Here is a 23187-nt window from a genome sequence, read left to right as displayed (position 1 = left end):
AATGAGAACTATGGTTTCTGTTTCGATGCGACCTTTGTCACAAAAGTACTACATGGTTTAACTTTTTGAAACGTCCTGGGTCAATCCCTTGCTGCCGGGTGCCGATCCCTCATCGGCTATCGTCGGTCCCCATGAACGCTTTCATTCGCCTTGGCTGGCGCACGCTCTGGCGCGACCTTCGTGCCGGTGAGCTCCGTCTCCTGATCGTCGCCGTGCTGCTGGCCGTGGCGGCGCTCACGGCGGTCGGTTTCTTCGCCGATCGGCTCAAGGGCGGACTGCAGCGCGACGCTCGCCAGCTGATTGGCGGCGACGCGGTTCTCGCAACCGACAACCCGACGCCGGTAGCCTTCGTGGAACACGCGCGGTCCCTCGGCCTGGAAGGCTCGAGCACCTACGGATTCCCGACCATGGCGCGGGCGGACGAAGCCCAGGGCGGCGCGAGCAAGCTGGTGGCGCTGAAGGCGGTCACGGCAGGCTACCCGCTGCGCGGCAATCTGCAGGTGAGCACCGATCCGGCGGCGGAGGGCCGGATCACCCGTGACATTCCCGCGCCCGGGGAGGCCTGGGTCGACGCGTCATTGCTTGATTCGCTCTCGCTCAAGGTGGGCGACACGCTGCTGCTGGGTGATGCCGCCCTGCGCATCGGGCGGATCATCACGCTCGAACCGGACCGTGGCGCCGGTTTCATGAGCTTCGCGCCCCGCGTCATGCTCAACCAGGCCGACGTCCCGCGCACCGGTCTCGTGCAGCCTGCGAGCCGTGTGAGCTACCGCTTCGCCGTCGCGGGCGAGGCGGATGCGGTGAAGCGCTTCAGCGATTGGGCCGAGGCGACGATCAAGAAGGGCGACGTGCGTGGTGCGCGTCTCGATTCCTTCGAGAGCGGCCGGCCCGAGATGCGCCAGACGCTCGATCGTGCCGAGAAATTCCTCAACCTGGTCGCACTGCTCGCCGCGTTGCTGTCGGCCGTCGCCGTGGCCCTGGCGGCGCGCGGCTTCGCTGCCAGCCATCTGGACGACTGCGCCATGTTGCGCGTGCTCGGCCAGAGCCAACGCACCATCGCCGGCGCCTACGCCTTCGAGTTCGCGGTAGTGGGCGTGATTGCCAGCGCGCTCGGCGTTGCCATCGGGTTCGGGGTGCACTATGCGTTCGTGGTGTTGCTCGCGGGGCTGGTGCAGAGCGCGCTGCCTGCGCCGACGCTCTGGCCCGTCGCTTTCGGCTTCGGCGTTGGGCTCACGCTGTTGTTCGCCTTCGGCCTCCCGCCGGTGCTGCAGTTGGCGCGCGTTCCACCGCTGCGCGTGATCCGGCGTGACGTCGGCAACCTCAAGCCCACATCGATCGCCGTGCTCGGGCTGGGCGTCGCGGGCTTTGCCGCACTGCTGGTGGCCGCTAGCAGCGACCTGAAGCTGGGCCTCATCGCAGTCGGCGGCTTCGCCGCGGCAGTGGCCGTGTTCGCGCTGTTGAGTTGGGTCGCCGTGCTGCTGCTGCGCCGCAGCGTCAACGAAACCACGGCGCCGCGCTGGCTGGTGCTGGCCACGCGCCAGATCTCCGCGCGGCCGGCCTATGCCGTGGTGCAGGTCAGTGCGTTGGCGGTGGGCTTGCTCGCGCTGATCCTGTTGGTGCTTCTGCGCACGGACCTCGTGTCGAGCTGGCGCAAGGCTACGCCGCCCGACGCGCCGAACCGCTTCGTCATCAACGTGATGCCGGACCAGAGCGACGTGTTCCAGAAGACGCTGCGCGACAACGGCGTGCGCAAGTTCGACTGGTATCCGATGATCCGCGGCCGGCTGGTCGCGGTAAACGACAAGCCGGTGTCGTCCGACGACTATGTGGACGATCGCGCGAAGCGGCTGGTCGACCGTGAATTCAATCTCAGCAACAGCGTCGATGCGCCGGCCCACAACATCGTCACTGCCGGCGCGTGGAAACCTGGCGCCGCGGGCGAGGTGAGTGTCGAGGAAGGGCTCGCGGAGACGCTCGGGCTGAAGCTGGGCGACAAGCTGCGCTTCGACATCGGCGGCATGCAGAACGATGCGCGCATCACCTCGCTGCGCAAGGTCGACTGGGGGTCGATGCATGCGAACTTCTTCGTGATGTACACCGTGGCCTCGGTGGCCGACGTGCCTATCACCTACATGGGCGCGTTCCGGGCGCCGGACGTGAAGGGCTTCGACAACGCGCTGGTGCGCACCTATCCGAACGTCACCAATGTCGACATGAGCGCCACGATCGGGCAGGTGCAGCGCGTGCTCGACCAGGTGATTCGCGCGGTGGAGTTCCTCTTCGGCTTCACACTGGCGGCGGGGCTGGTGGTGCTGTTCGCGGCGGTCACAGCCACGCGCGAAGAACGCGCCCGCGAGTTCGCGGTCATGCGCGCGGTGGGGGCAAGGGCGAGTCTGCTGCGTCAGGTGCAGCGCGCGGAACTGGTCGGCGTCGGGTTGCTGGCGGGATTCCTGGCGAGCATCGTGGCCTCGGTGATCGGCTGGGCGTTGGCGCGCTATGTGTTCGATTTCACCTGGACTGCATCGCCGATCGTGCCGGTCGCGGGGGCGCTGGCGGGTGCCGTCCTCGCACTCGCTGCGGGCTGGTGGGGGCTGCGCGAGGTGCTGCGGCGGCCTGTGGTGGCGACGTTGCGGCAGGCGGCGGAATAGGGGGCGTCGTCGTCGGGCGGTGTGCCCTGTGCCGGCCGACGTCACCGGCCGCTTCGCGGCTTCCCTGCGCTGCTCCCGACAGGCGGGGTCCGCGCAAACTCGCTCCACTTCGTTCCACTCAAACACGCGCGGCCCCCGCCTGAAGCGAGCACCGGAAGGGAGCCCGAAGGGCCGGCGTAGCGGGGTCGACCGGCCCGCACCGCCTACCGGGCGCACTTCCCAAGGCCCAAGCCCCACCTACAGCACTTCATCCCGAAGCTGCGGAAACACCTTCGAAACTTTCGCCAGCAAGTAATCGCCGTACTTGCCATTGAAGGCATGCACATTCGCCCGATCCCAGCGCACTGCGCTGTCGTCCTGGGCAGCGGCCCCCGCCAGCCCTTCGATGCGTTGCACACGAGCCTCGAAGTTCGGGTCGAAGAACAGGGGAAATGAAAGCCGGTCGCGCCCCGAGGTGTTGCGCGTCACACGATGAGGCGTCGACTTGTAGAGCCCGCCGGTCATGCGATCGAGCATGTCGCCGATGTTGCAGACAAAGGAGTTCGGCACCGGCGGTGCTTCGATCCATCCTTCCGGCGTGCGCACCTGCAGGCCGCCCACTTCGTCCTGGTGAAGGATCGTGAGCAGCCCATAGTCCGTGTGCTCACCGACCCCCCAATGGACATCCATGCCCTCGGGCACCGACTGGGTCGGGTAGTTGAAGATGCGAAACAGTATCAGAGGGTCCGCCGTGTAGCGCTCGGCGAAATAGGTCGATGGCAAGCCGAGGCTCAGGGCGATGCCCTCCATCAACCGGTGACCCAGCTTCGAAACTGCATCGATATATGCGAGCACCGTGTCGCGGAATCCCTCGATGTCCGGAAACAGATTCGGTCCGTGCACAGGTGTGCGGGCGCGCACCAGCGGATCGTCTTCCGGAAGCTCGGTGCCGAGGTAGAGGCCTTCCTTCCAGTCCGGCCGACCCGAAGTCAATTCACCGGCAAGCGGGAAATAGCCGCGCCACGCACGGCCGCCCAGCGCCATCCGCCACTTCATCTTGGCGCCCTCGTCGAGCGCGAAGAAGCGTCGGCTCAGAACTTCGAGACGTTCCACGAGCGCCTCGTCGACGCCATGACCGGTGACATAGAAGAATCCGTGCGCCCTGCATGCGGCGCCGATCTGCGCGGCAACATCGTCGCGCCCCGGCGCATCGGAAACCAAGGCCGAAACGTCGATGACAGGCAGGGCGTCGCTGCCGGAGGAGGGTGGGGTCAAATCACGCATGCCCCGATGGTGCCGCAAGTCTTGGCGACAATCTCGCCCATGCAAATCCAGGACAAACCGCCCTTCGACACGCCCTTCGAATGGATCGGCGGCGAAGACAGGGTCCATGCACTGGTCGAACGCTTCTACGACCTCATGGACCTCGAACCCGCCTACGCCCAACTGCGCGCGGTACACGGCACCACGCTCGACAACGCGCGGCAACGCCTTTTCTGGTTCCTCTGTGGCTGGCTCGGCGGCCCGCAGCACTACACCGACCGCTTCGGGCACCCCATGCTGCGTGCGCGCCACCTGCCCCGGAGCATCGGCGGCCACAGCATCGGCATCAAGGAACGCGACCAGTGGCTTGCCTGCATGGACCAGGCGATGGGTGAAACCGGCGTGCCGGAAGACCTGCGCGAACGCTTGCGCGGATCCTTCTTCCAGACGGCCGACTGGATGCGCAACCGCGGCGAATGACCCGCCCGGCCTCTTGGCCTCCTGATCAGCGCCGCGAAGGCGCCAGCAGCACCACCAGCGCGCCCGCTCCGCCTTCGGCCGGCTTGGCCTGGACGAAGGCCAGCGTTTCATTCTTCTGGATCAGCCAGCGCTGCACCTTCGCCTTCAGCACCGGCTGCCTGCCGGGCGAGCCCAGGCCCTTGCCGTGCACCACGCGCACGCAGCGAACGCCCTGCTTGTACGCCTCGCGAATGAAGGCGCCGAGCGCCTCCCGCGCCTCGTCGCTACGCAGGCCGTGCAGGTCGATCTCGCGCTGGATCGACCATTCGCCCGCACGCAGCTTGCGCGTCACGTCGGTGTTGATGCCGGGGCGGCGAAAGCTCATCGCGTCGTCCGCGTCGAGCAGCGTGCTGACGTCGAACTCGTCGGACAGCGACTCGCGCAGCACGCGCTGTTCGTCGAGTTGCTGCTGCACGGGGATCGGCGCCGGCGGCTCCGGGGCCAGCGGCACGGCGGCCTTTTGCCGCAGGGGCTTCGTGGCACCGATCGCGCGCGTGAACAGATCCTGGTCGGCCACCCGCTTCTTCTGGGCTGCCGCATGCGCCGCAGCCTCCGCCGCTTCGCGCTCGCGCTGCTCGATGAGCGAGCGCTGCACCTGCTTCAGGTCGGCAAGGCTCTTGAGACTGTTGGATTTGGCAGGCATGAAGTGGGGGATGGTAAGGGAGAGCGCAGGCCTTCAAACGAGGCCGTGTTCTGCCATCGAGAGAGTACTGCCCCTGGCCACGATCACGTGGTCCAGGACCCGGATGTCGATCAGCGCCAGAGCGGACTTGAGCATCTGCGTGAGTGACTCGTCCGCCCTGGAGGGGTCCACGCAGCCGCTGGGATGGTTGTGCGCCAGCACCACCGCCGCGGCGTGATGGTGCAGCGCCCGGCTGACCACCTCGCGCGGATAGACACTGGTTTGCGTGAGCGTGCCGCGAAACAGTTCTTCCATCGCGATCATACGGTGCCGCGCGTCCAGGAAGAGGGCGGCGAACACCTCGTAGGGCCGCGCGGCGAGATGGAGTTGAAGGTACTGTTTCACTGCATCCGGCGAGTCGAACACAGCGCGTTCTTTCAGGCGCTCGGCCAGTACGCGGCGCGCGAGTTCGAGGACGGCCGCCAGCTCGGCGCGCTTGGCGGTGCCGCCGAGTCCCTTGATGCGCTTGAGATCGTCCAGCTCGGCATGGAGCAGCCCTGTGAGGCCGCCGAAGCCGTCGAGCAGTTCCTGCGAGAGCTGAAGCACGTTCTTGCCGGGGATGCCGGTTCGAAGCAGCAGCGCCACCAGTTCGGCGTCGGCCAGCGCGCCTGCGCCGAGCCCCATGAGTTTTTCGCGCGGCCGCGCTTCTTCGATCAGGTCCTTGAAAGACATGGCGCATTCGGGGTTCAAGCCCCACTCCCTAAAATATAGGCCCCAGTCTATCGGGACTCTTCACCTTGTCTTCGACTACCACCGCCGCCGCCGTCACGGCCGGTTCATTTCTCACCCTGCATTACCGGCTGGCCGGGCCTGCGGGCGACATCATCAACACCTTCCAGGACAAGCCCGCCACGCTGTCGCTAGGCACGGGCGAACTCTCTCCGGCGGTCGAACAGCGACTGATCGGCATGGAGGAGGGTGCGCACGCCACCTTCGAGCTACCCGCCGGCGATGCCTTCGGCGAACGCAATCCCGAGATGCAGCAATGGGTGGCGCGCAAGCTGCTCGCGCAGATGGGCGATCCGGACGAGCAGTACGCCGTGGGCGATGTCGTGCAGTTCCCGACGCCCGACGGCACCGGCAGCTATGCGGGGGCCGTCATCGAATCGAACGACACCGCGGTGCGCTTCGACTTCAACCATCCGCTCGCAGGTCAGCCCGTGACCTTCGAGGTCAAGTTGATCGGCGTGTTGTGACTGGAGTCCAGGAAGTCATCCTCGCGGAGCCACGCGGCTTCTGCGCCGGCGTCGACCGCGCGATCGAGATCGTCGAGCGCGCCATCGCGAAGTTCGGTGCGCCGATCTACGTGCGGCACGAGATCGTGCACAACACCTACGTCGTCAACGAGCTCAAGGCCAAGGGTGCGGTCTTCATCGAGGACCTCGCCGACGTGCCGCCGGGCGCCACGCTGGTGTTCAGCGCGCACGGTGTCAGCAAGGCCGTGCAGGCCGAGGCGCGCGAACGCGGCTTCGAGGTCTTCGATGCGACCTGCCCGCTCGTCACCAAGGTGCACGTCGAGGTCGCGAAGCTGGCGAAAGAGGGCTACGAGTTCATCATGATCGGCCACAAGGGGCACCCCGAAGTCGAAGGCACGATGGGGCAACTGTCGAGCGGCATTCACCTAGTGGAGGACGTGGAGGATGTCGCGAACGTCTCGCCGTCGCAGACCGACAAGCTCGCGGTCGTGACGCAGACCACGCTGTCGGTGGACGACGCCGCCGAGATTTCCGCGGCTGTGCGCGCACGTTTCCCGAACGTGCGCGAGCCCAAGCAACAGGACATCTGTTACGCCACGCAGAACCGGCAGGATGCCGTGAAGATCCTGAGCCCGCAGGTCGACCTGGTGATCGTCGTCGGCAGCCCGACCAGTTCCAACAGCAACCGCCTGCGCGAACTCGCGCAGCGCCTCGGCACGGAGAGCTACATGGTCGATTCGGCCGCTGAATTGAGGCCGGAATGGTTCGAAGGCAAGTCGCGCGTAGGCCTGACGGCGGGTGCCTCGGCGCCCGAGATCCTGGTGCGTGAGGTGATTGATCGCGTGAAGGCACTGGGTGCCGTTTCCGTGCGCAAGATGGACGGCATAGAGGAAACCCTCAAGTTCCCGCTGCCCAAGGGCCTCAAGCTCGACGACATTCCTCCGCCGGGGCATATCTCGTGAGCGGGACGGCACACGCCTGGCGCAGCGACATCGAGGTTGCGGCGCGCCGGCTTCGAGAGCGCGCGCCGAACTTCCTGCGCGAGACACCGCTTTGGAAGGTGTCCGGTGAGGCGCTGGGCGTCAAGGTGCAAGGCCTCGAAGTCTGGCTCAAGCTCGAGCATCTGCAAATCAGCGGCAGCTTCAAGGCACGCGGCATGATGAACCGGCTGCTCGCCAATGACATACCCGCTGCCGGGGCGATCGTCGCCTCGGGTGGCAACGCCGGCATCGCCACGGCCGCCGCCGCACAGGCGCTCGGCGTGCATTGCGCGGTGTATCTCCCCAAGGTGTCGACCGAGGCCAAGCGGGCGCGGCTGCGTGCGCTCGGGGCCGAAGTGGTCGTGGTCGGCGAAGCGTACGCCGATGCGTTGGCCGCCTGTCTCGAACGCCAAGGTGAAACCGGTGCGCTGCTCACGCATGCCTATGACCAGTCCGAGGTGGTCGCCGGCGCGGGCACGCTCGGCCGCGAGGTCGAGCAGCAGGGCGGCCTTCCGGATTCGGTGCTGGTGAGCGTGGGCGGAGGCGGCCTGATCGGAGGCCTCGCAGCCTGGTTCGAGCAGCGCAGCCGCGTGGTGGCGCTCGAGCCGAAGCTTGCGCCGACGCTGGTGCGCGCGCGCGAAGCCGGCGAGCCGGTCGACGTTGACGTTGGCGGCGTCGCAGCCGACTCGTTGGGCGCACGGCGCATCGGCGCGATTTCCTGGGAGATCACGCAGCGCCATGTGCGCGACGCGCTTCTGCTGCCGGACGAAGCCATCCGCGCTGCGCAGCTCTGGCTGTGGAAAGAGCTGAAGCTGGCCGTCGAGCCGGCCGCGGCCCTGCCGCTGGCCGCGCTGCGAACCGGCGTCTACGTGCCGCGCGAGGGCGAGAAGGTCTGCCTCATCGTCTGCGGCGCCAATGTCGATCCGGCAACGCTGAGTTGAGTTTTCAGCTGCTTGCCGGCGGCTGCTCGCAGTTGACCATCCACGGCACGCCGAACTTGTCTTCGAGCATGCCGAAGCCGGAGGACCAGAACGTTGCCGCGTACGGCATCGTGACCTTGCCGCCCTCGGACAGCGCCTTGAAGAGCTTCTCGCCTTCCTTGACGTCCTTGGCTTGGACCGAGAGCGAAAAGCCCTTGTAGCCATCGAAGGGGTAGCCCGGCGGCAGGTCGGACGCCATGAGTTTGTCGCCGCGAGCTTCGAGCGTGGCATGCATGATCTTCTGCTTGTGCGAATCGGGCGTTTCCTTGCCCATGGGGCTCTCGCCGAAGGTCATGCTGAGGACGATCTTGCCGTCCAGGCACTTGGCGTAGAACGCGAGCGCCTCGGCAGCGTTCCCGTTGAATGACAGATAGGCTTGCATTGCATCTCCATGAGGTGAGCTGGCAGGGAGCACGATCCTACGCGCACCTAAAATCACCCAAATGCTCGATATCACACTGTTACGCAAGGACCTCGCGTCGGTCGTTTCCCGCCTCGAAACACGCAAGAAGGACCAGCCCTACCTCGACGTGGACAGGTTCACCTCGCTCGAGGCGGAGCGCAAGACCTTGCAGACGCGCACCGAGGAAATCCAGGCGCGCCGTAATGCCCTCAACAAGCAGATCGGGCCGCTGAAGGCCAAGGGCGAGTCGGTCGACGCGCTGATGGCCGAAGTCAACGCCCTCAAGACGGAGCAGGAATCGTCGGCCACCCGGCTCGATGCGATCCAGCCGGAACTCCAGGCGCTGTTGCTGGCCGTGCCGAACCTGCCGCACGCGAGCGTTCCCGTCGGCGAGGACGAGCATGCCAATGTCGAAATGCGTCGCTGGAGCCCCAACGGCGGCGCGGGCGCATCCGCTTCCGCGCTGGGCTTCACGCCGAGGGACCATGTGGACCTCGGTCAGCCGCTGGGCCTGGACTTCGAGACCGGCGCCAAACTCTCGGGCTCGCGCTTCAGCGTGATGAAGGGCCCGATCGCGCGCCTGCATCGCGCGCTTGCCCAGTTCATGCTCGACATCCAGACACAGCGGCACGGCTACACCGAGTGCTACGTGCCGTACATCGTCAACGCCGAGACGCTGCGCGGTACCGGCCAGTTGCCCAAGTTCGAAGGGGATCTGTTCGCCGCGAAAAAAGGTGGACAGGACGGCGAGCCGGCGCCCGACCATTCGGCGCTGTACCTCATCCCCACCAGCGAGGTGCCGCTCACGAACTTCGTGCGCGACGAGGTGGTGGCCGAGTCGCAATTGCCGATCAGGCTCACCGCGCACACGCCGTGCTTCCGCTCGGAAGCCGGCAGCGCCGGTCGCGACACGCGCGGCATGATCCGCCAGCACCAGTTCGACAAGGTCGAGATGGTCCAGATCACCCATCCCGACAAGAGCTACGAGGCGCTCGAGGCCATGACCGGCCACGCCGAAGCCGTGCTTCAGGCGCTGGAGTTGCCGTACCGCGTCGTCCTGCTGAGCACCGGCGACATGGGCTTCGGTTCGACCAAGACCTATGACCTGGAAGTGTGGCTTCCGGCGCAGGACACTTACCGCGAGATCAGCTCGGTCTCGAACTGCGAGGCCTTCCAGGCGCGGCGTCTGCAGGCCCGCTTCAAGAATGCGCAGGGCAAGAACGAGCTCGTCCACACGCTCAACGGCTCGGGTTTGGCCGTCGGCCGTACGCTGGTCGCCGTGCTGGAAAACCACCAGAACGAGGACGGCTCGATCAGCGTGCCGGTCGCGCTGCGCCCCTATCTGGGCGGCATCGAAGTGTTGCGCGGCTGAAAAAGTGCGCTTCGGGCTCTGTTAGAATCGCAGGCTCGACAGACACCGGAGAGGTGGCAGAGTGGTCGAATGTACCTGACTCGAAATCAGGCGTACTAGCGATAGTACCGAGGGTTCGAATCCCTCCCTCTCCTCCAGAAATGGTTTCGCGGTTGACTTCCGTCATCCGCACAAAATCTTGAAAAGCCCCGCCAGACGGGGCTTTTTCATGCGCGTGTGATACGTTTCCCTCAATACGTCGAGTTCGGCCGTGGCGGCGAGTGCGTCCACTAGGGGCCTCAGTGATTTCTTCCGCAAGCAGGCGGCTCCCCTTCGGCTTTCGTTGCGCGCGCGCGACGCATCCCGCAGGGATTTAAAGGAGGATGCCAGCGCTGGCAATTAAGATCAGGCGGGTGTGCAGCCATCAAAAAGGTGGCGGTCCGGGGCGGCATCCAATGCCGTCCAGCGATTCATTATTTGCGAGCCACAGCGCCGCACATGCCAGGGCCCCTCGCGAGGGGCCTTTTTTGTGGCCGGGCTGACAGGGGGCGGTATAGCCATGATTGGAAATTCGTCGTTCGCGGGACTGGGCAACTCGTCCTTCGCAAGCCTCACACCGGCACCGGCTTCGGCCGACGAGGCCGAACCGTGGGTGCGCGGCGAACTGATCCGCAGCCTGATGCGGGCATCGCGCGGCTCGTACCTGTTGGCCGCGGCACTGATGCCGGCCATGGTCGGGCTGAGCTGGGGGCATGTGCCGCCGTGGCAACTGATCGTGTGGTTCTGCATCGGCATCGCCGCGACCGGCTGCCGGATCTGGGGCGAACAGCTCTATGCGCGGCACTATGCCGATCGCGATTCGGCCGCGCAACAGTACTTTGTCGAGCGCTATCGCTGGCTCTGGAGCACGAGCGCGTTCGCGTGGGGTCTCTCGATCCTGATCTTCTTCGAGCGCACGCCGCTCGTGAACCAGTTCATGAGCTGGCTGATCGTCGCCGGCGTGGCGACCTTTCCGCTGAACGGGCTCGCGCTGCATCCGCCGCTGCTCAAGCGCTACGTCAACACTCTCTTCTTCACGATGCTGGCGGCGATCCTCCTCCGGATGATCGAGCTCAACTTCGAGCGCCCTCATTTCCACTACGGCTTCCTGATGCTGCCGGGGCTGCACTGGTGGCTCCTGCTGCGCGCGGGGCGACGCATCCACGAGACCGCGCGCAACAGCTTCGAACTGCTCTTCCACAACCACATCCTGATCAACTCGCTCACGCAGCAGCGCCAGGCGGCCGTGTCCGCCGTGGCGATGAAGAACCGCTTCCTCGCCAGCGCCGCGCACGACATGCGCCAGCCGGTGCTGGCGCTCTCGCTCTATGCCGACTGGCTGCGCAACGAACCCGAACTGGTGGCCGAGATCGCGCCGAAGATCGTGCGGGCGACCCATGCGGTCAATGCGCTGTTCGACTCGCTCTTCGACTTGGCGCGCATCGATTCGGGGCAGGTGCGCTTGCACATCGAGCGCGTCGACGTCGCCCAGTTGCTGCACGATCTCGAATTGCAGTACCGCCCCGTAGCGGAGGCCAAGGGCCTCGCCTTCCGCATGCATGTGACGCCGGGCACCGTGCTGACCGATCCGATCCGCGTGCGCCGCATGATCGGCAACCTGCTCGCCAATGCCATCAAGTACACGGCCGAGGGCGGCATCCTGCTGGCATCGAGGCAGACGCGCGACGGCCTGCGCGTCGAGGTGTGGGACACGGGCATCGGCATCGCGCGCGAGCACCTGCGCGACGTGTTCCTGGAGTTCTACAAGGTGGCCGACCACGCCGGCACTTCGGACGGCTTCGGCCTGGGTCTGGCAATCGTCGCCCGCCTGTCGCACGCATTGGGACATCCGGTCAGCGTCCGATCGCGCCTCGGCCGCGGAAGCGTATTCCGCGTCGCGTTGCACGACGCCGACGAATCCCAAGCCCAAACCCGAATTTCAGGAGCGGTGGGCTAAGGGCCGCGCAGCGCGCCCCGTTCGTGAGCCGCCGCGGAACCGGCTTGGCCGGGCCGCAGGGCGGCGCCCCCTGCAAGGGGGTGGGCGGCCACACGAAGTGGGCAAGCCTGGGGGTTAGCCAGAAAGCAATCCATTTGTGCGGGCGTGGTGCAGGGCTTGTGTGCGGCTTTTCACCCCGAGCCGACGGAACAGCCGCCAGAGATGCACCTTGACGGTGTGCTCGCTGATGTCCAGTTCAGTGGCGATGTCGCGGTTGCTCATCCCCTGGTCGAGCATCGCGATCAGCTGGGTCTGTCGCTTCGACAGCTTGCTGTTCGCAGCAGCGACCGGCTCTTCGGCTTCGGTGTCGGCCATCAGCAGCCCGCGCAGTGCCGCGGTGAGTTCGGCCGAGCTGGCCGACTTCTCGATGTAGGTGTCGGCACCAGCCTCGATGCAGGCTTCCTCCATGTCGGCCGACGGTGAGGCGGAATAGACCGCGATCGGGACGTCCGGGTAGGCGCGTTTCACTTCGACCACACCGGAAACGCCCGTGGTGTCAGGCAGCTTCAGGTCCAGGCAGAAAAGGCCCGGCGCACCGTGCTGCTTGACCGCGGCGGACAACTTGTCCAGCCGCTCGAGCTCGACGATGTTCTCGGCCGGACGCAGGCGCCGCAGCACCATCACGATGGCGTCGCGCATCAGGGGGTGGTCGTCGATGACATAGATACTCATGGTTTACTCACTGTGTCCGCAGGTCGGGGATTGCCCATCGCCGCGTGTTGGCCGTCACATCAATCAGTTTTCGCTTGCTGCGTCGGCAGCCAGCGCCTCCAATGCGGCAGATGCCGCACTTGTTGCCTCATTGTCGACGGGCTCGAGCTGCGCGGCGAGTAGGGCAAGTGCGGCCCCGCGCTGTTCCCGCAACATGCCGATCGCACGACCTGCTTCCTGCGGCGACGCGAACCCCCGGCTTTGTACCAGTTGAACGCCGCTCGCGTCGAGCAGCTTGAAATAGAAGAGCCCGTCGCTTTCGCGGTACTGCTTGAAGCTCGGGCGTGCAACCTTGGCCGCCTTCTGCTTCGCTGTCCTGTCCTGGCTCGCCAGGTTGCGAAGGCCGACCGCCTGGCGCAACTCGGCCATGAACGGGCGCGAAATCTCGCGCGCCTTGTCGGCCCCGGTGCGCAGGATCTTCTCGATCTGCGCCGGGTCGTTCATGAGGGCCTCGTAGTGCTTGCGCATCGGGGCGACTTCGCGGTCGATGCGCTCGAACAGGATTTGCTTGGCATCGCCCCAGCCGATGCCGTCGGCAAAGGCCTTCCGCAAGGTCTCCGCTTCCTCGCTGTCCGCGAAGGCCTGGTAGATCTGGAACAGCGCCGAGCCTTCGGTGTCCTTGGGCTCGCCGGGTGCACGCGAGTCGGTCACGATGCCGGCGATCAGCTTCTGCAATTGGGCGCGCGGCGTGAACAGCGGGATCGTGTTGTCGTAGCTCTTGCTCATCTTGCGGCCGTCGAGGCCGGGCAGCGTCGCCACGGCATCGTCGATCTCGGCTTCAGGCAGCGTGAAGTGCTCGCCGTAGAGATGGTTGAAGTGCTGCGCCATGTCGCGCGCCATCTCGATGTGCTGGACCTGGTCGCGGCCCACCGGAACCTTGTGCGCGTTGAACATCAGGATGTCCGCGCCCATCAGCACCGGGTACATGAAGAGGCCCGCGCTCACGTCGGCATCGGGATCGTCGCCCTTGGCAACGTTCTTGTCGACCGAAGCCTTGTAGGCATGGGCGCGGTTCAGAAGCCCCTTGCCCGTGACGCACGTCAGGAACCAGGTCAACTCCGGGATCTCGGGAATGTCGGACTGCCGGTAGAAGGTGACGCGCTCGGGGTCCAGCCCGCAAGCCAGCCACGTGGCCGCGATCTCCAGCGTCGAGCGCTGGATGCGTGCGGGTTCGTCGACCTTGATGAGGGCGTGATAGTCCGCCAGGAAATAAAAGCTCTGCACATCGGCCCGGCGGCTGAAGCGCACGGAATGCCGCACGGAGCCGACATAGTTGCCGAGGTGCGGCGTCCCGCTGGTGGTGATACCTGTGAGGAAGCGAACGATGTCGGGAGAAGACGTGGCCATGGGAGAAGATTCAGCGGATCAGAGCGGCAATGGGCGTGAGCAGCAGGTCGATGGCGCCGTAGCCGAAGCCCATCAACGGCCGCAGCCAGTAGGTGCTGACGACGCCTGCAAGGACCAGGCCCATCACGATGAAGAAGCCGTACGGCTCGATGCGCGCCAGGAAGTTTTGCGCGCCGCCGCGTGGCAGCAGGCCGGCGAGCACGCGGCCGCCGTCGAGCGGTGGCAGCGGAAACAGGTTGAAGGCCCACATCACGAGGTTCACGAGCACGCCGCCCTGCGCCATCTTGATGAAGAAAGGTTCATGGATGCCCGCGCCGACGAGCCCGTAGAAGAACAGGGCCCAGATGATCGCCTGGATGAAATTCGAGGCAGGTCCGGCCAATGCCACCCAGATCATGTCGCGCTTCGGATTGCGCAGGTGCCCGAAATTGACGGGCACCGGCTTGGCATAACCGAACAGGAAGGCGCCGGAGGTCGCGAAATACAGCATCAGCGGCATCAGGATGGTGCCGATCGGATCGATGTGCTTCACGGGATTGAGCGTGACGCGGCCCAGCACGTAGGCGGTGTTGTCTCCCAGGTAGCGGGCCACGTAGCCGTGTGCGGCTTCGTGCACCGTGATCGCGAAGATCACGGGCAGTGCATAGATGAGGACGGTTTGGATGAGGTTTGAGAAATCCACCACCGGATTGTCTCAGACGCTTGCCTGTCCTCGCGGGACTCAGAGACCGAGCACCGCGAGCGGTCCCCGGCCCAGGCGCACCAGCACGGGATCGCCGCCCGTTCCCATCGGCGTGAGGTCCACCACGGTGGTCGGCTCCGAGGGGCAGGCGCCGGAGTCGATCACGGCGCCGATCTGCTTCTCGAAGCGCTCGCGGATCTCTGTGGCGTCGTTCAGGGCCTCGGTCTCGCCGGGCGGGATGAGCGTGGTCGCCAACAGCGGTTCGCCGTGCAGCGTGAGCAGTTCGCACAGTACCTTGTGGTCGGGCACGCGCAGGCCGATGGTCTTGCGCTGGGGATGGCTCACGCGCCGCGGCACTTCCTTGGTGGCTTCGAGCAGGAAGGTGTAGGGGCCGGGCGTGGCCGCCTTCAAGAGCCGGTATTGCTTGTTGTCGACCCGCGCATAGTTGGAAAGCTCGCTCAGGTCGCGGCAGATCAGCGTGAGATGGTGCTTCTCGTCGACCTGCCGGATGCGGCGCAGTTGATCGACCGCGTCCTTGTCGTCGAGATGGCAGGCCAGGGCGTAGCTCGAATCGGTCGGCACCGCGACGATCTCGCCCCGCGCGAGCAGGGACACGGCCTGCTTCAGCAGGCGCGGTTGCGGATTGTCGGGGTGGACTTCGAAGAACTGGGCCATGGCGTCATTGGGTCGGGGGATGCACAGTATCGGGGGTTCAGGATTCGGCCGGCTCGATCGGCACGCGACGCTCGCGCACCGTGAGCCATGCGCCGGCGGCCCCGCAGATGGCGATCAGCGCCATGCCGGTCAGCGATATCGCGTCCGGCACTTGCGAGAAGATGAGCCAGCCGCCCAGCATCGCGAAGGCGATCTGGGCGTAGAGGTAGGGCGTGAGCGTCGAGGCCGGAGCCCGCTGGTAGGCGAGGATCAGGATGAAGTGCCCCACCGTTCCCATGAAGCCCATGAGGCACAGCAGCGCCCACCAGTGCCACGAAGGCAGGGCCGTCCACACGAAGGGCACCGCGATCGATGCGAGGAGCGTGCCCACCCAGCCGGTGTAGAAGTGCATGGTGAGCGGGTTTTCCGTGCGCGCCAGCTTGCTGGTCAGCACTTGGAACCAGGCGTTGGTGAGCACCAGTCCGATCGGCAGCAGCATGGCCCAGCTGAACGCCTCGCCGCCCGGCCGCAGGATCACGAGCGTGCCCGCGAATCCGCCCGCCACGAGCGCCCATCGCAAAGGGGAGACCTGTTCCTTGAGCGCGGTCGCAGCCAGCAGCGTGATGACCAGCGGCGCGATCAGCACGATCGAGGTGAACTCCGCCAGTGGCATGTAGCGCAGGCTCAGGAAGGCCAGCGTGCTCGATGCGAGCAGCAGGGCGCCGCGCAGCAACTGGTACTTGGGGTGTTGCGTGCTCAGCAGCCGGGGGCCGTACTTCGGCAGCAGGACGAGCGTCGTCGCGACGGCCTGGAAGGCGTAGCGCACCCAAACGCCCATCAGGATCGGCACGGCGGCGGTCGAGAGCTTGGTGGCAGTATCGAGTGTGGCAAAGCACGCGACGGCAAGCAGTACAAGCCCGATGCCGGCGAGGATGCGCTCCGATTCCAGATCGCGCGTGCTCTTTCTCGCGGCGGCCATGCCGCTGTCCAACGCTGTCACTGGATGCGGTGCTCCAGCAGTTCCCACACGGGGGTGAGCTTGCCTGGGAGCCAGGGCAGCTTGCCGAGGTCGCAATGGCTTTCGTCGGGGCTGTGGAAATCGCTGCCGCGCGAGGCGGCAAAGCCGAATTCAAGCGCCTTGTCGGCATATTCGACGTATTCGGCCGGCGTATGGCTGCCGGTCACGACCTCGATCGCCTTGCCGCCGTGCGCCTTGAACTCGACAAACAACGCGTACTCCTCATTGGCCGTGAACTTGTAGCGGCCCGGATGCGCGATCACGGCCAGACCGCCGGCCGCGGTGATCCACTGCACCGCGTCCTTCAGCGTGGCCCAGCGGTGCGGCACGTAGCCGGGCTTGCCTTCGGTGAGGAACTTGCGGAACACCTCGGAGGTGTCGCGGCAATGGCCCGTTTCCACCAGGAAGCGGGCGAAATGGGTGCGCGAGATGAGTTCGGGGTTGCCCACGAACTTGAGCGCGCCTTCGTAGGCGCCGTGGATGCCCACCTTGGCCAGCCCCTCGGACATCTCCTGGGCGCGCTTGCCGCGGCCACCGCGCGTGTCGTAGAGGCCTTCGCTGATGGCCGCGTCGTCAGGGTCGAAACCCAGGCCCACGATGTGCACGGTTTCGCCCGCGAAAGTCACCGAGATTTCGGTGCCGGTGAGGTATTTCATGCCCTGCTCGCGGGCCGCTGCGGCTGCGCGGTGCTGTCCGCCGATTTCGTCGTGATCGGTCAGGGCCCAGAGTTCGACGCCGTTGGCAGCAGCGCGGGCCGCAAGCGCCTCGGGCGTCAGGGTGCCATCCGAAACCACGGAGTGGCAATGGAGGTCGGCGTTGAGGATGGAAGACACGCCTCGATCTTATTCTTTCTCGAGATTGCCTGCAGGGCGCATGGCGTCTGTGTCAGGTGCTATCAAATGAATAGCGAGCGCGTGGCGTCCGCGCTGCGGATGCCGCGATGGCGGCCTCAACGCTTCTTGCGAAACGCTACCCAGGCCGCCACGGCAGTGAAGCTTGCCACGATGGCCACGACGATCCAGAACCCGTGCTTGTGCTCGGCCAGCGGTATGCCGCCAACGTTCATGCCGAACAGTCCGGCGAGGATGTTGATGGGCAGTGCCAGCACCGTCACCACGGTCAGCACGAACAGGCTGCGGTTGTTGTCCTCGTTCACGTTGTCGGCGATCTCTTCCTGCAGGAGCTTGATGCGTTCCTGCAGCGCGCTCATGTCGCGCAGCACCACGGAGAACTCCTCGGTCGAGCCGCGCAGCTGCTGCGCATCGGGTTCCGCCATCCATGCGGGCGGGTTCTGCAGCAAGCGGAAGAGGGCGGCCGGCTCCGGCGCCAGGAGACGCTGCAGCCGCACCAGCACCCGCCGCAGTACCCCGAGCCGCGCCCGCTTGTGGTCGAGGCGGCCAGCGAGCAGTTCGTCCTCGATCTTGTCGATGCGCGTGGTCACGCCGCGCACGATGTTCACCAGCACGTCGGCCTGGACCCGCAGGAGGTGCTCCAGCAGTTCGGTGCTGGAGCGCGGCGCGTCGCCGGCCTTCACGGCGGTGCGCAGCGCGTCGACCGACCGCAGCGGCTGCGTGCGCGCCGTCACCACGAGACGCGGGCCGACACTGATCCACAGGGTCGAGATGTCGGAGGGCTCGAAGCCGAAGTCGAAGTGCACGTCGTTGATGACGGCGATCAGCAGGTCGTCCGCGCGTTCGATTCGGGTCGAGTGGAGGCCTTCCCTGAGCGTCTCGAAGAAGAGGTCCGAAAGCCCCGCATGGCGCTCCAGCCAGCGCTCCGCCTGTGCATGGCTGAGATTGAAGTGGAGCCACATGTAGGCGCCGCCGGCCTCCTGGCTCGTGCTGCCGTGTCGGGCGAGCCATTCGGCGGCCTGCGACGAATCGACGGACCGCGCCGCCTCGGGCGAGGTGGCATCGAACAGGTAGCCGCAGATCAGCCCTGCTTCATCGCTGCCGTAGGTGCCGACGGCCCTTTCCTCGAGAACTGGCAAGGTGGCGATACGTCAGAGCACGTGGCTGAAAAGCCAGTAGAGCGAGCCCGACAGGACGATCGCGGCCGGCATCGTGAGCACCCAGGCGAGTGCCAGGTTGCGCAGCGTGCTCCACTGGAGCCCCGACCGATTCGCTGCCATGGTGCCGGCCACGCCAGACGACAGGACGTGCGTGGTCGATACCGGCAGCCCGTACATGTCCGCCGCGCCGATGGTCACCATCGCGACCAGTTCGGCGGAAGCGCCTTGCGCGTAAGTCAGGTGCGTCTTCCCGATTTTTTCGCCGACCGTGATGACGATGCGCTTCCAGCCGACCATCGTGCCGAGCCCCAGCGCAATCGCCACCACCACCTTGACCCACAACGGGATGAACTTGGTCGCATCGTCGATCTCCTTGCGGAAGGTATTGACCTTGGCTTGGGCATCCTCGTCCAGCTTCGCGGCGTTGCTCTTGTCAAGCAGGCGAATGGCCTCGGAGGCAAGGTACATGTCGTTGCGCACGTTGGACACGGCGTCGGCCGGGACCCCGGCGAGCGAGCCATGCTCCTTGACCTGGGTGCCGATGCTGCCCGCGAGCGCCGCGACGGCGGGAACGACATTCGCATTGAATTCGCGCGTACGCACGAAGCTCGAAACGGTGTCGCGCGCTTTCTCCTGCTGCGGGGCCGCAACCGGTGCCGGGAGGCTGCGGATCAGTGCATTCTGAGCGACTTCGGCCACGGCGACGAACTGAACCGTCTGGTCGGCCGGCATGGAACGGTTCAACGCGTAGGCCATCGGCACCGTGCCGACCAGGATCAGCATGATCAGGCCCATGCCTTTCTGGCCGTCGTTCGAGCCGTGGGCAAAGGACACCCCGGTGCAGGTGAGGACCAACAGGCCCCGGATCCAGAACGGCGGCGGCTTGTTGCCCTTGGGTTCCTCGTACAGCGCCTTGTTCTTGACCAGGGCGCGCAGCGCGAGCAGCAGCAGCGCCGCGCAGACGAAGCCGATCAGCGGCGACAGCAGCAACGAATAGCCCACCTTGGTCGCCTGTGACCAGTCCACGCCACTGGTCCCGTCTCGCCCGTGCATCAGCGCGTTGGCGATGCCGACCCCGATGATCGATCCGATCAGCGTGTGCGACGAAGATGCCGGAAGCCCCAGCCACCAGGTGCCGAGGTTCCACAGGATGGCGGCGATCAGCAGCGCGAAGACCATCGCGAAACCTGCGCCCGAGCCGACCTGCAGGATCAGTTCGACCGGCAGCAGGGAGATGATGCCGAATGCAACGGCGCCGCTCGACACCAGCACGCCGAGGAAGTTGAAGAACCCCGACCACACCACCGCGAAGTTGGGCGGCAGCGAATGGGTGTAGATCACCGTGGCAACCGCGTTGGCGGTGTCGTGGAAGCCGTTGACGAATTCAAAGCCCAGGGCGATGAGCAACGCCACGCCGAGCAGGATGAATGGCACATAGGTCGTCACGGGTGCATGCGCAGCGCTCACGTCCTGGACCAGGCTCCATGCGGTATAGAGCAGGCCCGCGGCCAGCAGGCCGACGAAGACGATCAGGGTGACCGGCCCTACCTTCCCGTCGAGTTGCGGCCTGCCGGATGGTGCGGAATGGGTCCCTAGCGGGGAGGCGCTGGCGATCGAACTCATGGTGTTTGGAGGCGTTGTGATGAGTCGCCTCATGCTGTCTCTGGCGTATGTCAGCCATGTGACGACACCCGATCGGCGCACTTTTTGTCACAGAACGGTCACGCGGGGGCCGCAGGATGCGATTTTCCCTGCCCTCAGAGAACGACCATGACGCTGCCCAGCACCTTCGGCGACCACGACGACCTGATGGAGCGCATCGCGCGCGATCTGGTCGACAGTTATGACGAGGAGATCGAACTCGAACTCGAGGATCGCAACCTCGAGGAACTCGAGTCGGGAAAGATCGCCGACAAAGCCGGGCGACAGGCCTATTTCAAGGAGCTGTTTCGCCTGCAGGGCGAACTGGTCAAGCTGCAGGACTGGGTGCAGAACAGCAAGCAGAAGGTCGTGATCCTGTTCGAGGGACGCGATGCGGCGGGCAAGGGCGGCGTGATCAAGCGCATCACCCAGCGGCTGAACCCGCGCGTGGCCCGGGTGGCCGCGCTGCCGGCGCCCAACGACCGTGAACGAACCCAGTGGTACTTCCAGCGCTATGTGGCGCACTTGCCCGCGGCGGGCGAGATGGTGCTGTTCGACCGCAGCTGGTACAACCGTGCCGGCGTGGAGCGCGTGATGGGCTTCTGCACGGACGATGAATACGAGGAATTCTTCAGGACTGTGCCGGACTTCGAGCGGATGCTGGTTCGCTCGGGCATCAAGCTCATCAAGTACTGGTTCTCCATCACCGACGAAGAGCAGCATATGCGCTTCCTGGGCCGCATCCACGACCCCCTCAAGCAGTGGAAGCTGAGTCCGATGGACCTGGAATCCCGTCGCCGCTGGGAGGAATACACCAAGGCGAAGGAGACCATGCTCGATCGGACCCACATCCCGGAGGCGCCATGGTGGGTCGTGCAGGCCGTCGACAAGAAGAAGGCGCGCCTGAACTGCATCACCCACCTCCTGGAACAGATGCCCTATCACGAGATCGAACACGCGCCGATCACGCTTCCCGCGCGTGTTCGCAACGCGGATTACCTGCGTCACCCGGTTCCCGCCGAGATGTACGTGCCCGAGGTGTACTGATCCGGGAGCCGGTGCCTGGCTCGGCCCGGCCGTTCGACCGGGTGGAAAGCTGCGGTCGAAGCTGCTACCGTGCGTCGACCGACCCCTGCGCTCCTCGATGCCCCGACGTCTCATTTCCCCGCTCACGCGTGCCTACCAGCGCAACCTCAAGGCGCTCACGAAGGCCACGCTGAGCAGCAGCAAGCGCATCGCCAACCAGGTTCGGCGCGCGGCGGCCAAGCAACTCAAGCCGCCGCCCGGAAAGGGCGACTGGCTGCCCGGCGTGGCGCTCGGCCCGGCCGGCGCACGGCGCTACCACCTGTACCGTCCGCCGGACCTGCATCTCCAGCTTGGCGAGAAGCTGCCGCTGATGGTCATGCTCCACGGCTGCGGCCAGACCGGCCGGGACTTCGCCGTCAGCACCCGCATGAACCGTCTTGCGGCGCGCGAGCGTTTCCTGGTGCTCTATCCCGAGCAGGACCGCCTCGCCAACGCGCAAGGGTGCTGGAACTGGTACGACCGCCGCTCGGGGAAGGCCGACGCCGAAGCCGCGACACTGATGGTGGCCATCGACCAGGCGCAGGCGCTCTATCCCGTGGACCGCGAACGGGTCGCGATCGCCGGTCTCTCGGCCGGCGCCAGCATGGCGGCCCTGCTGGCCACGCGCTATCCGCAGCGCTTCAAGGCGCTGGCCATGCACTCGGGCGTGGCGCCGGGCGCCGCCAAGTCGCCGGCCACGGCGCTCGGTGCCATGCGTGGGCAGCACGTGCCGCTCATGCCGGCGACGGCGGTCGGCAAGGCCATGGGCGCAGCGGCGGCGTTCACGACACTGCCGCCGCTGCTCATCCTTCATGGCGACGCCGATACCGTCGTCTCGGCCAGCAATGCCGGCAGCACCGCCGAGGTCTGGGCCATGGCCACTGGCGCGCGGCCCGGAGAGCCCCGGATACGGCAGCGCGGCAAGCGTCATCCCATGCGCATCACCGACTACACCCGCCGGGGCAGCACCGTGGTCACGCTGTGCGAGATCGCCGGCCTCGGCCATGCCTGGAGCGGCGGCGTGGCCAGCATGCTGTTCACCGATGCAGCGGGCCCGGACGCGACCAAGATCGTGTGGTCGTTCGCAGCGCGGCAATTCCGGCTGGCCGAGGCGCAGCACTAGGGCGGACCTGCGAGGCGCCAGTCCATGCCCATCCTCTCCTACGACGCCAGCCGAACCGCGCTGTATTCGCCCGAGCGGCACGAGACGCTGTTCGAGCAGGGCCGCAACCACACGCCCATCCAATGGGCCATCGAGACGTCCCGACTGGCGTACTACCGCGCCGAGGTTTCCGAGGCGGAGAAATGGCGGCTGACGGTCGCGCTGGCCAACGCCGGCTTCGGCCCGCCCACGCTGTTCGTTGACGGCGCCATCTTTGCGTTCGGCACCGTGCATGCGGGCGACCACAGTGCGTTGATCGCCTTCAGGGGAACGCAACCCGACGAGATCCGTCACCTTGCGACCAATCTCCAGGCCCAGCAGTCGCCCTGGAGCGAAAGCGGCGGTCGCGCGCATGCCGGCTTCGCGACGGCTGCACGCGCCGTCGTGCCCCAGTTGCACGAATGGCTGGCGGGGGTCGGCATCCAGCGCAGACGGCTGATCCTCGCCGGCCACAGCCTGGGCGCGGCTCTCGCGACATTGACCGCCACCGTGCTGCGGCCGGACCTGCTCATCACGCTCGGATCGCCCCGAGTGGGCGATGCAGATTTCGTGGCGGCTTTGGCCGAAACGAACATCGTGCGACTGGTCGATGGCTGTGACGTGGTGACGCAACTGCCGCCGGCGCTTTCGTTCTACGCGCATGCCGGCGCGGTGACCTACATCACCTGCCTCGATGGGATTTGCGTCGATGATCCGGCGCCGCCCATGGTCGAAGCCGATCGCATCCAGGGGCGCGCCCGCTATGCGACCGAGCATGCGTGGAAGCCAGGGGCGGTGCTGCTGCGCGAACTGGCGGACCATGCGCCGATCAACTATGCGAGAGCGTTTTTCGGGTAGCCACCAATCCTCCCAATTCATGT

The 23187-nt window shown here is 66.2% G+C and carries 22 protein-coding genes and 1 tRNA gene; 11 read left to right on the top strand and 12 right to left on the bottom strand.

Annotation, left to right across the window (positions count from 1 at the left end):
- Positions 1-131 precede the first annotated feature (131 nt).
- Positions 132-2648 (top strand): ABC transporter permease, encoded by a 2517-nt coding sequence (locus AC1D3B_RS08155; protein ID WP_478190154.1) that lies wholly within the window; start codon positions 132-134, stop codon positions 2646-2648.
- 237 nt (positions 2649-2885) lie between these two features.
- Here the strand turns inward: AC1D3B_RS08155 and AC1D3B_RS08150 are convergent, their stop codons facing one another.
- Positions 2886-3911 carry an isopenicillin N synthase family dioxygenase gene (locus tag AC1D3B_RS08150; protein ID WP_478190153.1) on the bottom strand — a complete coding sequence of 342 codons (1026 nt, stop codon included), beginning with the start codon at positions 3909-3911 and terminating at the stop codon, positions 2886-2888.
- A 39-nt stretch (positions 3912-3950) separates the two neighbouring features.
- Here AC1D3B_RS08150 and AC1D3B_RS08145 point away from each other — a divergent pair, with 39 nt between their 5' ends.
- Positions 3951-4370, top strand: a complete 420-nt coding sequence (locus tag AC1D3B_RS08145) for a group II truncated hemoglobin (protein ID WP_478190152.1) — start codon at positions 3951-3953, stop codon at positions 4368-4370.
- 25 nt (positions 4371-4395) lie between these two features.
- Here AC1D3B_RS08145 and AC1D3B_RS08140 read toward each other — a convergent pair whose 3' ends face one another.
- Positions 4396-5052, bottom strand: coding sequence for a Smr/MutS family protein (locus tag AC1D3B_RS08140; protein WP_478190151.1), 657 nt, complete (start codon positions 5050-5052; stop codon positions 4396-4398).
- A 33-nt stretch (positions 5053-5085) separates the two neighbouring features.
- Positions 5086-5763 carry a RadC family protein gene (gene radC / locus AC1D3B_RS08135; RefSeq protein WP_478190150.1) on the bottom strand — a complete coding sequence of 226 codons (678 nt, stop codon included), beginning with the start codon at positions 5761-5763 and terminating at the stop codon, positions 5086-5088.
- A gap of 65 nt (positions 5764-5828) precedes the next feature.
- Between radC and AC1D3B_RS08130 the strand changes: the two genes are divergently transcribed.
- From AC1D3B_RS08130 to AC1D3B_RS08120, 3 genes are read left to right on the top strand one after another with little or no spacing between them, the layout of a single operon-like run.
- The gene (locus tag AC1D3B_RS08130) at positions 5829-6287 is read left to right on the top strand and encodes an FKBP-type peptidyl-prolyl cis-trans isomerase (RefSeq protein WP_478190149.1); all 459 of its coding nucleotides are present in this window, start codon (positions 5829-5831) and stop codon (positions 6285-6287) included.
- Positions 6284-7249: a 4-hydroxy-3-methylbut-2-enyl diphosphate reductase gene (gene ispH, locus AC1D3B_RS08125; protein ID WP_478190148.1), complete on the top strand. Its 966-nt coding sequence runs from the start codon at positions 6284-6286 to the stop codon at positions 7247-7249. Before AC1D3B_RS08130 ends, ispH begins: the two co-directional genes overlap by 4 nt.
- The gene (locus AC1D3B_RS08120; protein ID WP_478190147.1) at positions 7246-8208 is read left to right on the top strand and encodes a threonine/serine dehydratase; all 963 of its coding nucleotides are present in this window, start codon (positions 7246-7248) and stop codon (positions 8206-8208) included. The genes ispH and AC1D3B_RS08120 overlap by 4 nt, the downstream gene beginning before the upstream one ends.
- A 4-nt stretch (positions 8209-8212) precedes the next feature.
- Here AC1D3B_RS08120 and AC1D3B_RS08115 read toward each other — a convergent pair whose 3' ends face one another.
- On the bottom strand, positions 8213-8629 hold the full coding sequence (locus AC1D3B_RS08115) for a VOC family protein (RefSeq protein ID WP_478190146.1): 417 nt from the start codon (positions 8627-8629) through the stop codon (positions 8213-8215).
- Positions 8630-8690: 61 nt separating this feature from the next.
- Between AC1D3B_RS08115 and serS the strand changes: the two genes are divergently transcribed.
- The 3 genes from serS to shkS all read left to right on the top strand — a co-directional run bounded on the left by serS (position 8691) and on the right by shkS (position 11997).
- On the top strand, positions 8691-10022 hold the full coding sequence (gene serS / locus AC1D3B_RS08110; protein WP_478190145.1) for a serine--tRNA ligase: 1332 nt from the start codon (positions 8691-8693) through the stop codon (positions 10020-10022).
- Positions 10023-10069: 47 nt separating this feature from the next.
- Positions 10070-10159: transfer RNA gene (locus AC1D3B_RS08105), tRNA-Ser, on the top strand.
- Positions 10160-10560: 401 nt separating this feature from the next.
- Positions 10561-11997, top strand: a complete 1437-nt coding sequence (gene shkS / locus AC1D3B_RS08100) for a surface-behavior sensor histidine kinase ShkS (protein ID WP_478190144.1) — start codon at positions 10561-10563, stop codon at positions 11995-11997.
- Between the two features lie 114 nt (positions 11998-12111).
- Here shkS and AC1D3B_RS08095 read toward each other — a convergent pair whose 3' ends face one another.
- The 8 genes from AC1D3B_RS08095 to AC1D3B_RS08060 all read right to left on the bottom strand — a co-directional run bounded on the left by AC1D3B_RS08095 (position 12112) and on the right by AC1D3B_RS08060 (position 20082).
- Positions 12112-12708, bottom strand: a complete 597-nt coding sequence (locus AC1D3B_RS08095; RefSeq protein WP_478190143.1) for a response regulator transcription factor — start codon at positions 12706-12708, stop codon at positions 12112-12114.
- A gap of 63 nt (positions 12709-12771) precedes the next feature.
- The gene (locus AC1D3B_RS08090; protein ID WP_478190142.1) at positions 12772-14094 is read right to left on the bottom strand and encodes a tryptophan--tRNA ligase; all 1323 of its coding nucleotides are present in this window, start codon (positions 14092-14094) and stop codon (positions 12772-12774) included.
- Positions 14095-14104: 10 nt separating this feature from the next.
- Entirely contained in the window at positions 14105-14776 is a 672-nt protein-coding gene (locus AC1D3B_RS08085; RefSeq protein WP_478190141.1) for a site-2 protease family protein, read from the bottom strand.
- A gap of 39 nt (positions 14777-14815) precedes the next feature.
- Positions 14816-15451 (bottom strand): L-threonylcarbamoyladenylate synthase, encoded by a 636-nt coding sequence (locus AC1D3B_RS08080; RefSeq protein ID WP_478190140.1) that lies wholly within the window; start codon positions 15449-15451, stop codon positions 14816-14818.
- Between the two features lie 37 nt (positions 15452-15488).
- Positions 15489-16409 carry a DMT family transporter gene (locus AC1D3B_RS08075; protein ID WP_478190139.1) on the bottom strand — a complete coding sequence of 307 codons (921 nt, stop codon included), beginning with the start codon at positions 16407-16409 and terminating at the stop codon, positions 15489-15491.
- 17 nt (positions 16410-16426) lie between these two features.
- On the bottom strand, positions 16427-17281 hold the full coding sequence (locus AC1D3B_RS08070; RefSeq protein ID WP_478190138.1) for a 3',5'-nucleoside bisphosphate phosphatase: 855 nt from the start codon (positions 17279-17281) through the stop codon (positions 16427-16429).
- Between the two features lie 116 nt (positions 17282-17397).
- Entirely contained in the window at positions 17398-18438 is a 1041-nt protein-coding gene (locus AC1D3B_RS08065; RefSeq protein ID WP_478190137.1) for a transporter, read from the bottom strand.
- Positions 18439-18450: 12 nt separating this feature from the next.
- On the bottom strand, positions 18451-20082 hold the full coding sequence (locus AC1D3B_RS08060; protein WP_478190136.1) for an inorganic phosphate transporter: 1632 nt from the start codon (positions 20080-20082) through the stop codon (positions 18451-18453).
- 147 nt (positions 20083-20229) lie between these two features.
- Between AC1D3B_RS08060 and ppk2 the strand changes: the two genes are divergently transcribed.
- The 3 genes from ppk2 to AC1D3B_RS08045 all read left to right on the top strand — a co-directional run bounded on the left by ppk2 (position 20230) and on the right by AC1D3B_RS08045 (position 23164).
- Positions 20230-21147: a polyphosphate kinase 2 gene (gene ppk2 / locus AC1D3B_RS08055; protein WP_478190135.1), complete on the top strand. Its 918-nt coding sequence runs from the start codon at positions 20230-20232 to the stop codon at positions 21145-21147.
- A 97-nt stretch (positions 21148-21244) separates the two neighbouring features.
- Complete coding sequence (locus AC1D3B_RS08050) at positions 21245-22288, top strand: extracellular catalytic domain type 1 short-chain-length polyhydroxyalkanoate depolymerase (protein ID WP_478190134.1); 1044 nt, start codon at positions 21245-21247, stop codon at positions 22286-22288.
- A 24-nt stretch (positions 22289-22312) separates the two neighbouring features.
- Positions 22313-23164 (top strand): lipase family protein, encoded by an 852-nt coding sequence (locus AC1D3B_RS08045; protein ID WP_478190133.1) that lies wholly within the window; start codon positions 22313-22315, stop codon positions 23162-23164.
- The last annotated feature ends 23 nt before the right edge of the window (positions 23165-23187 follow it).

Source organism: Variovorax sp. P5_A3, assembly GCF_056400665.1.
This window is presented reverse-complemented; position numbering and strand designations above follow the sequence as displayed.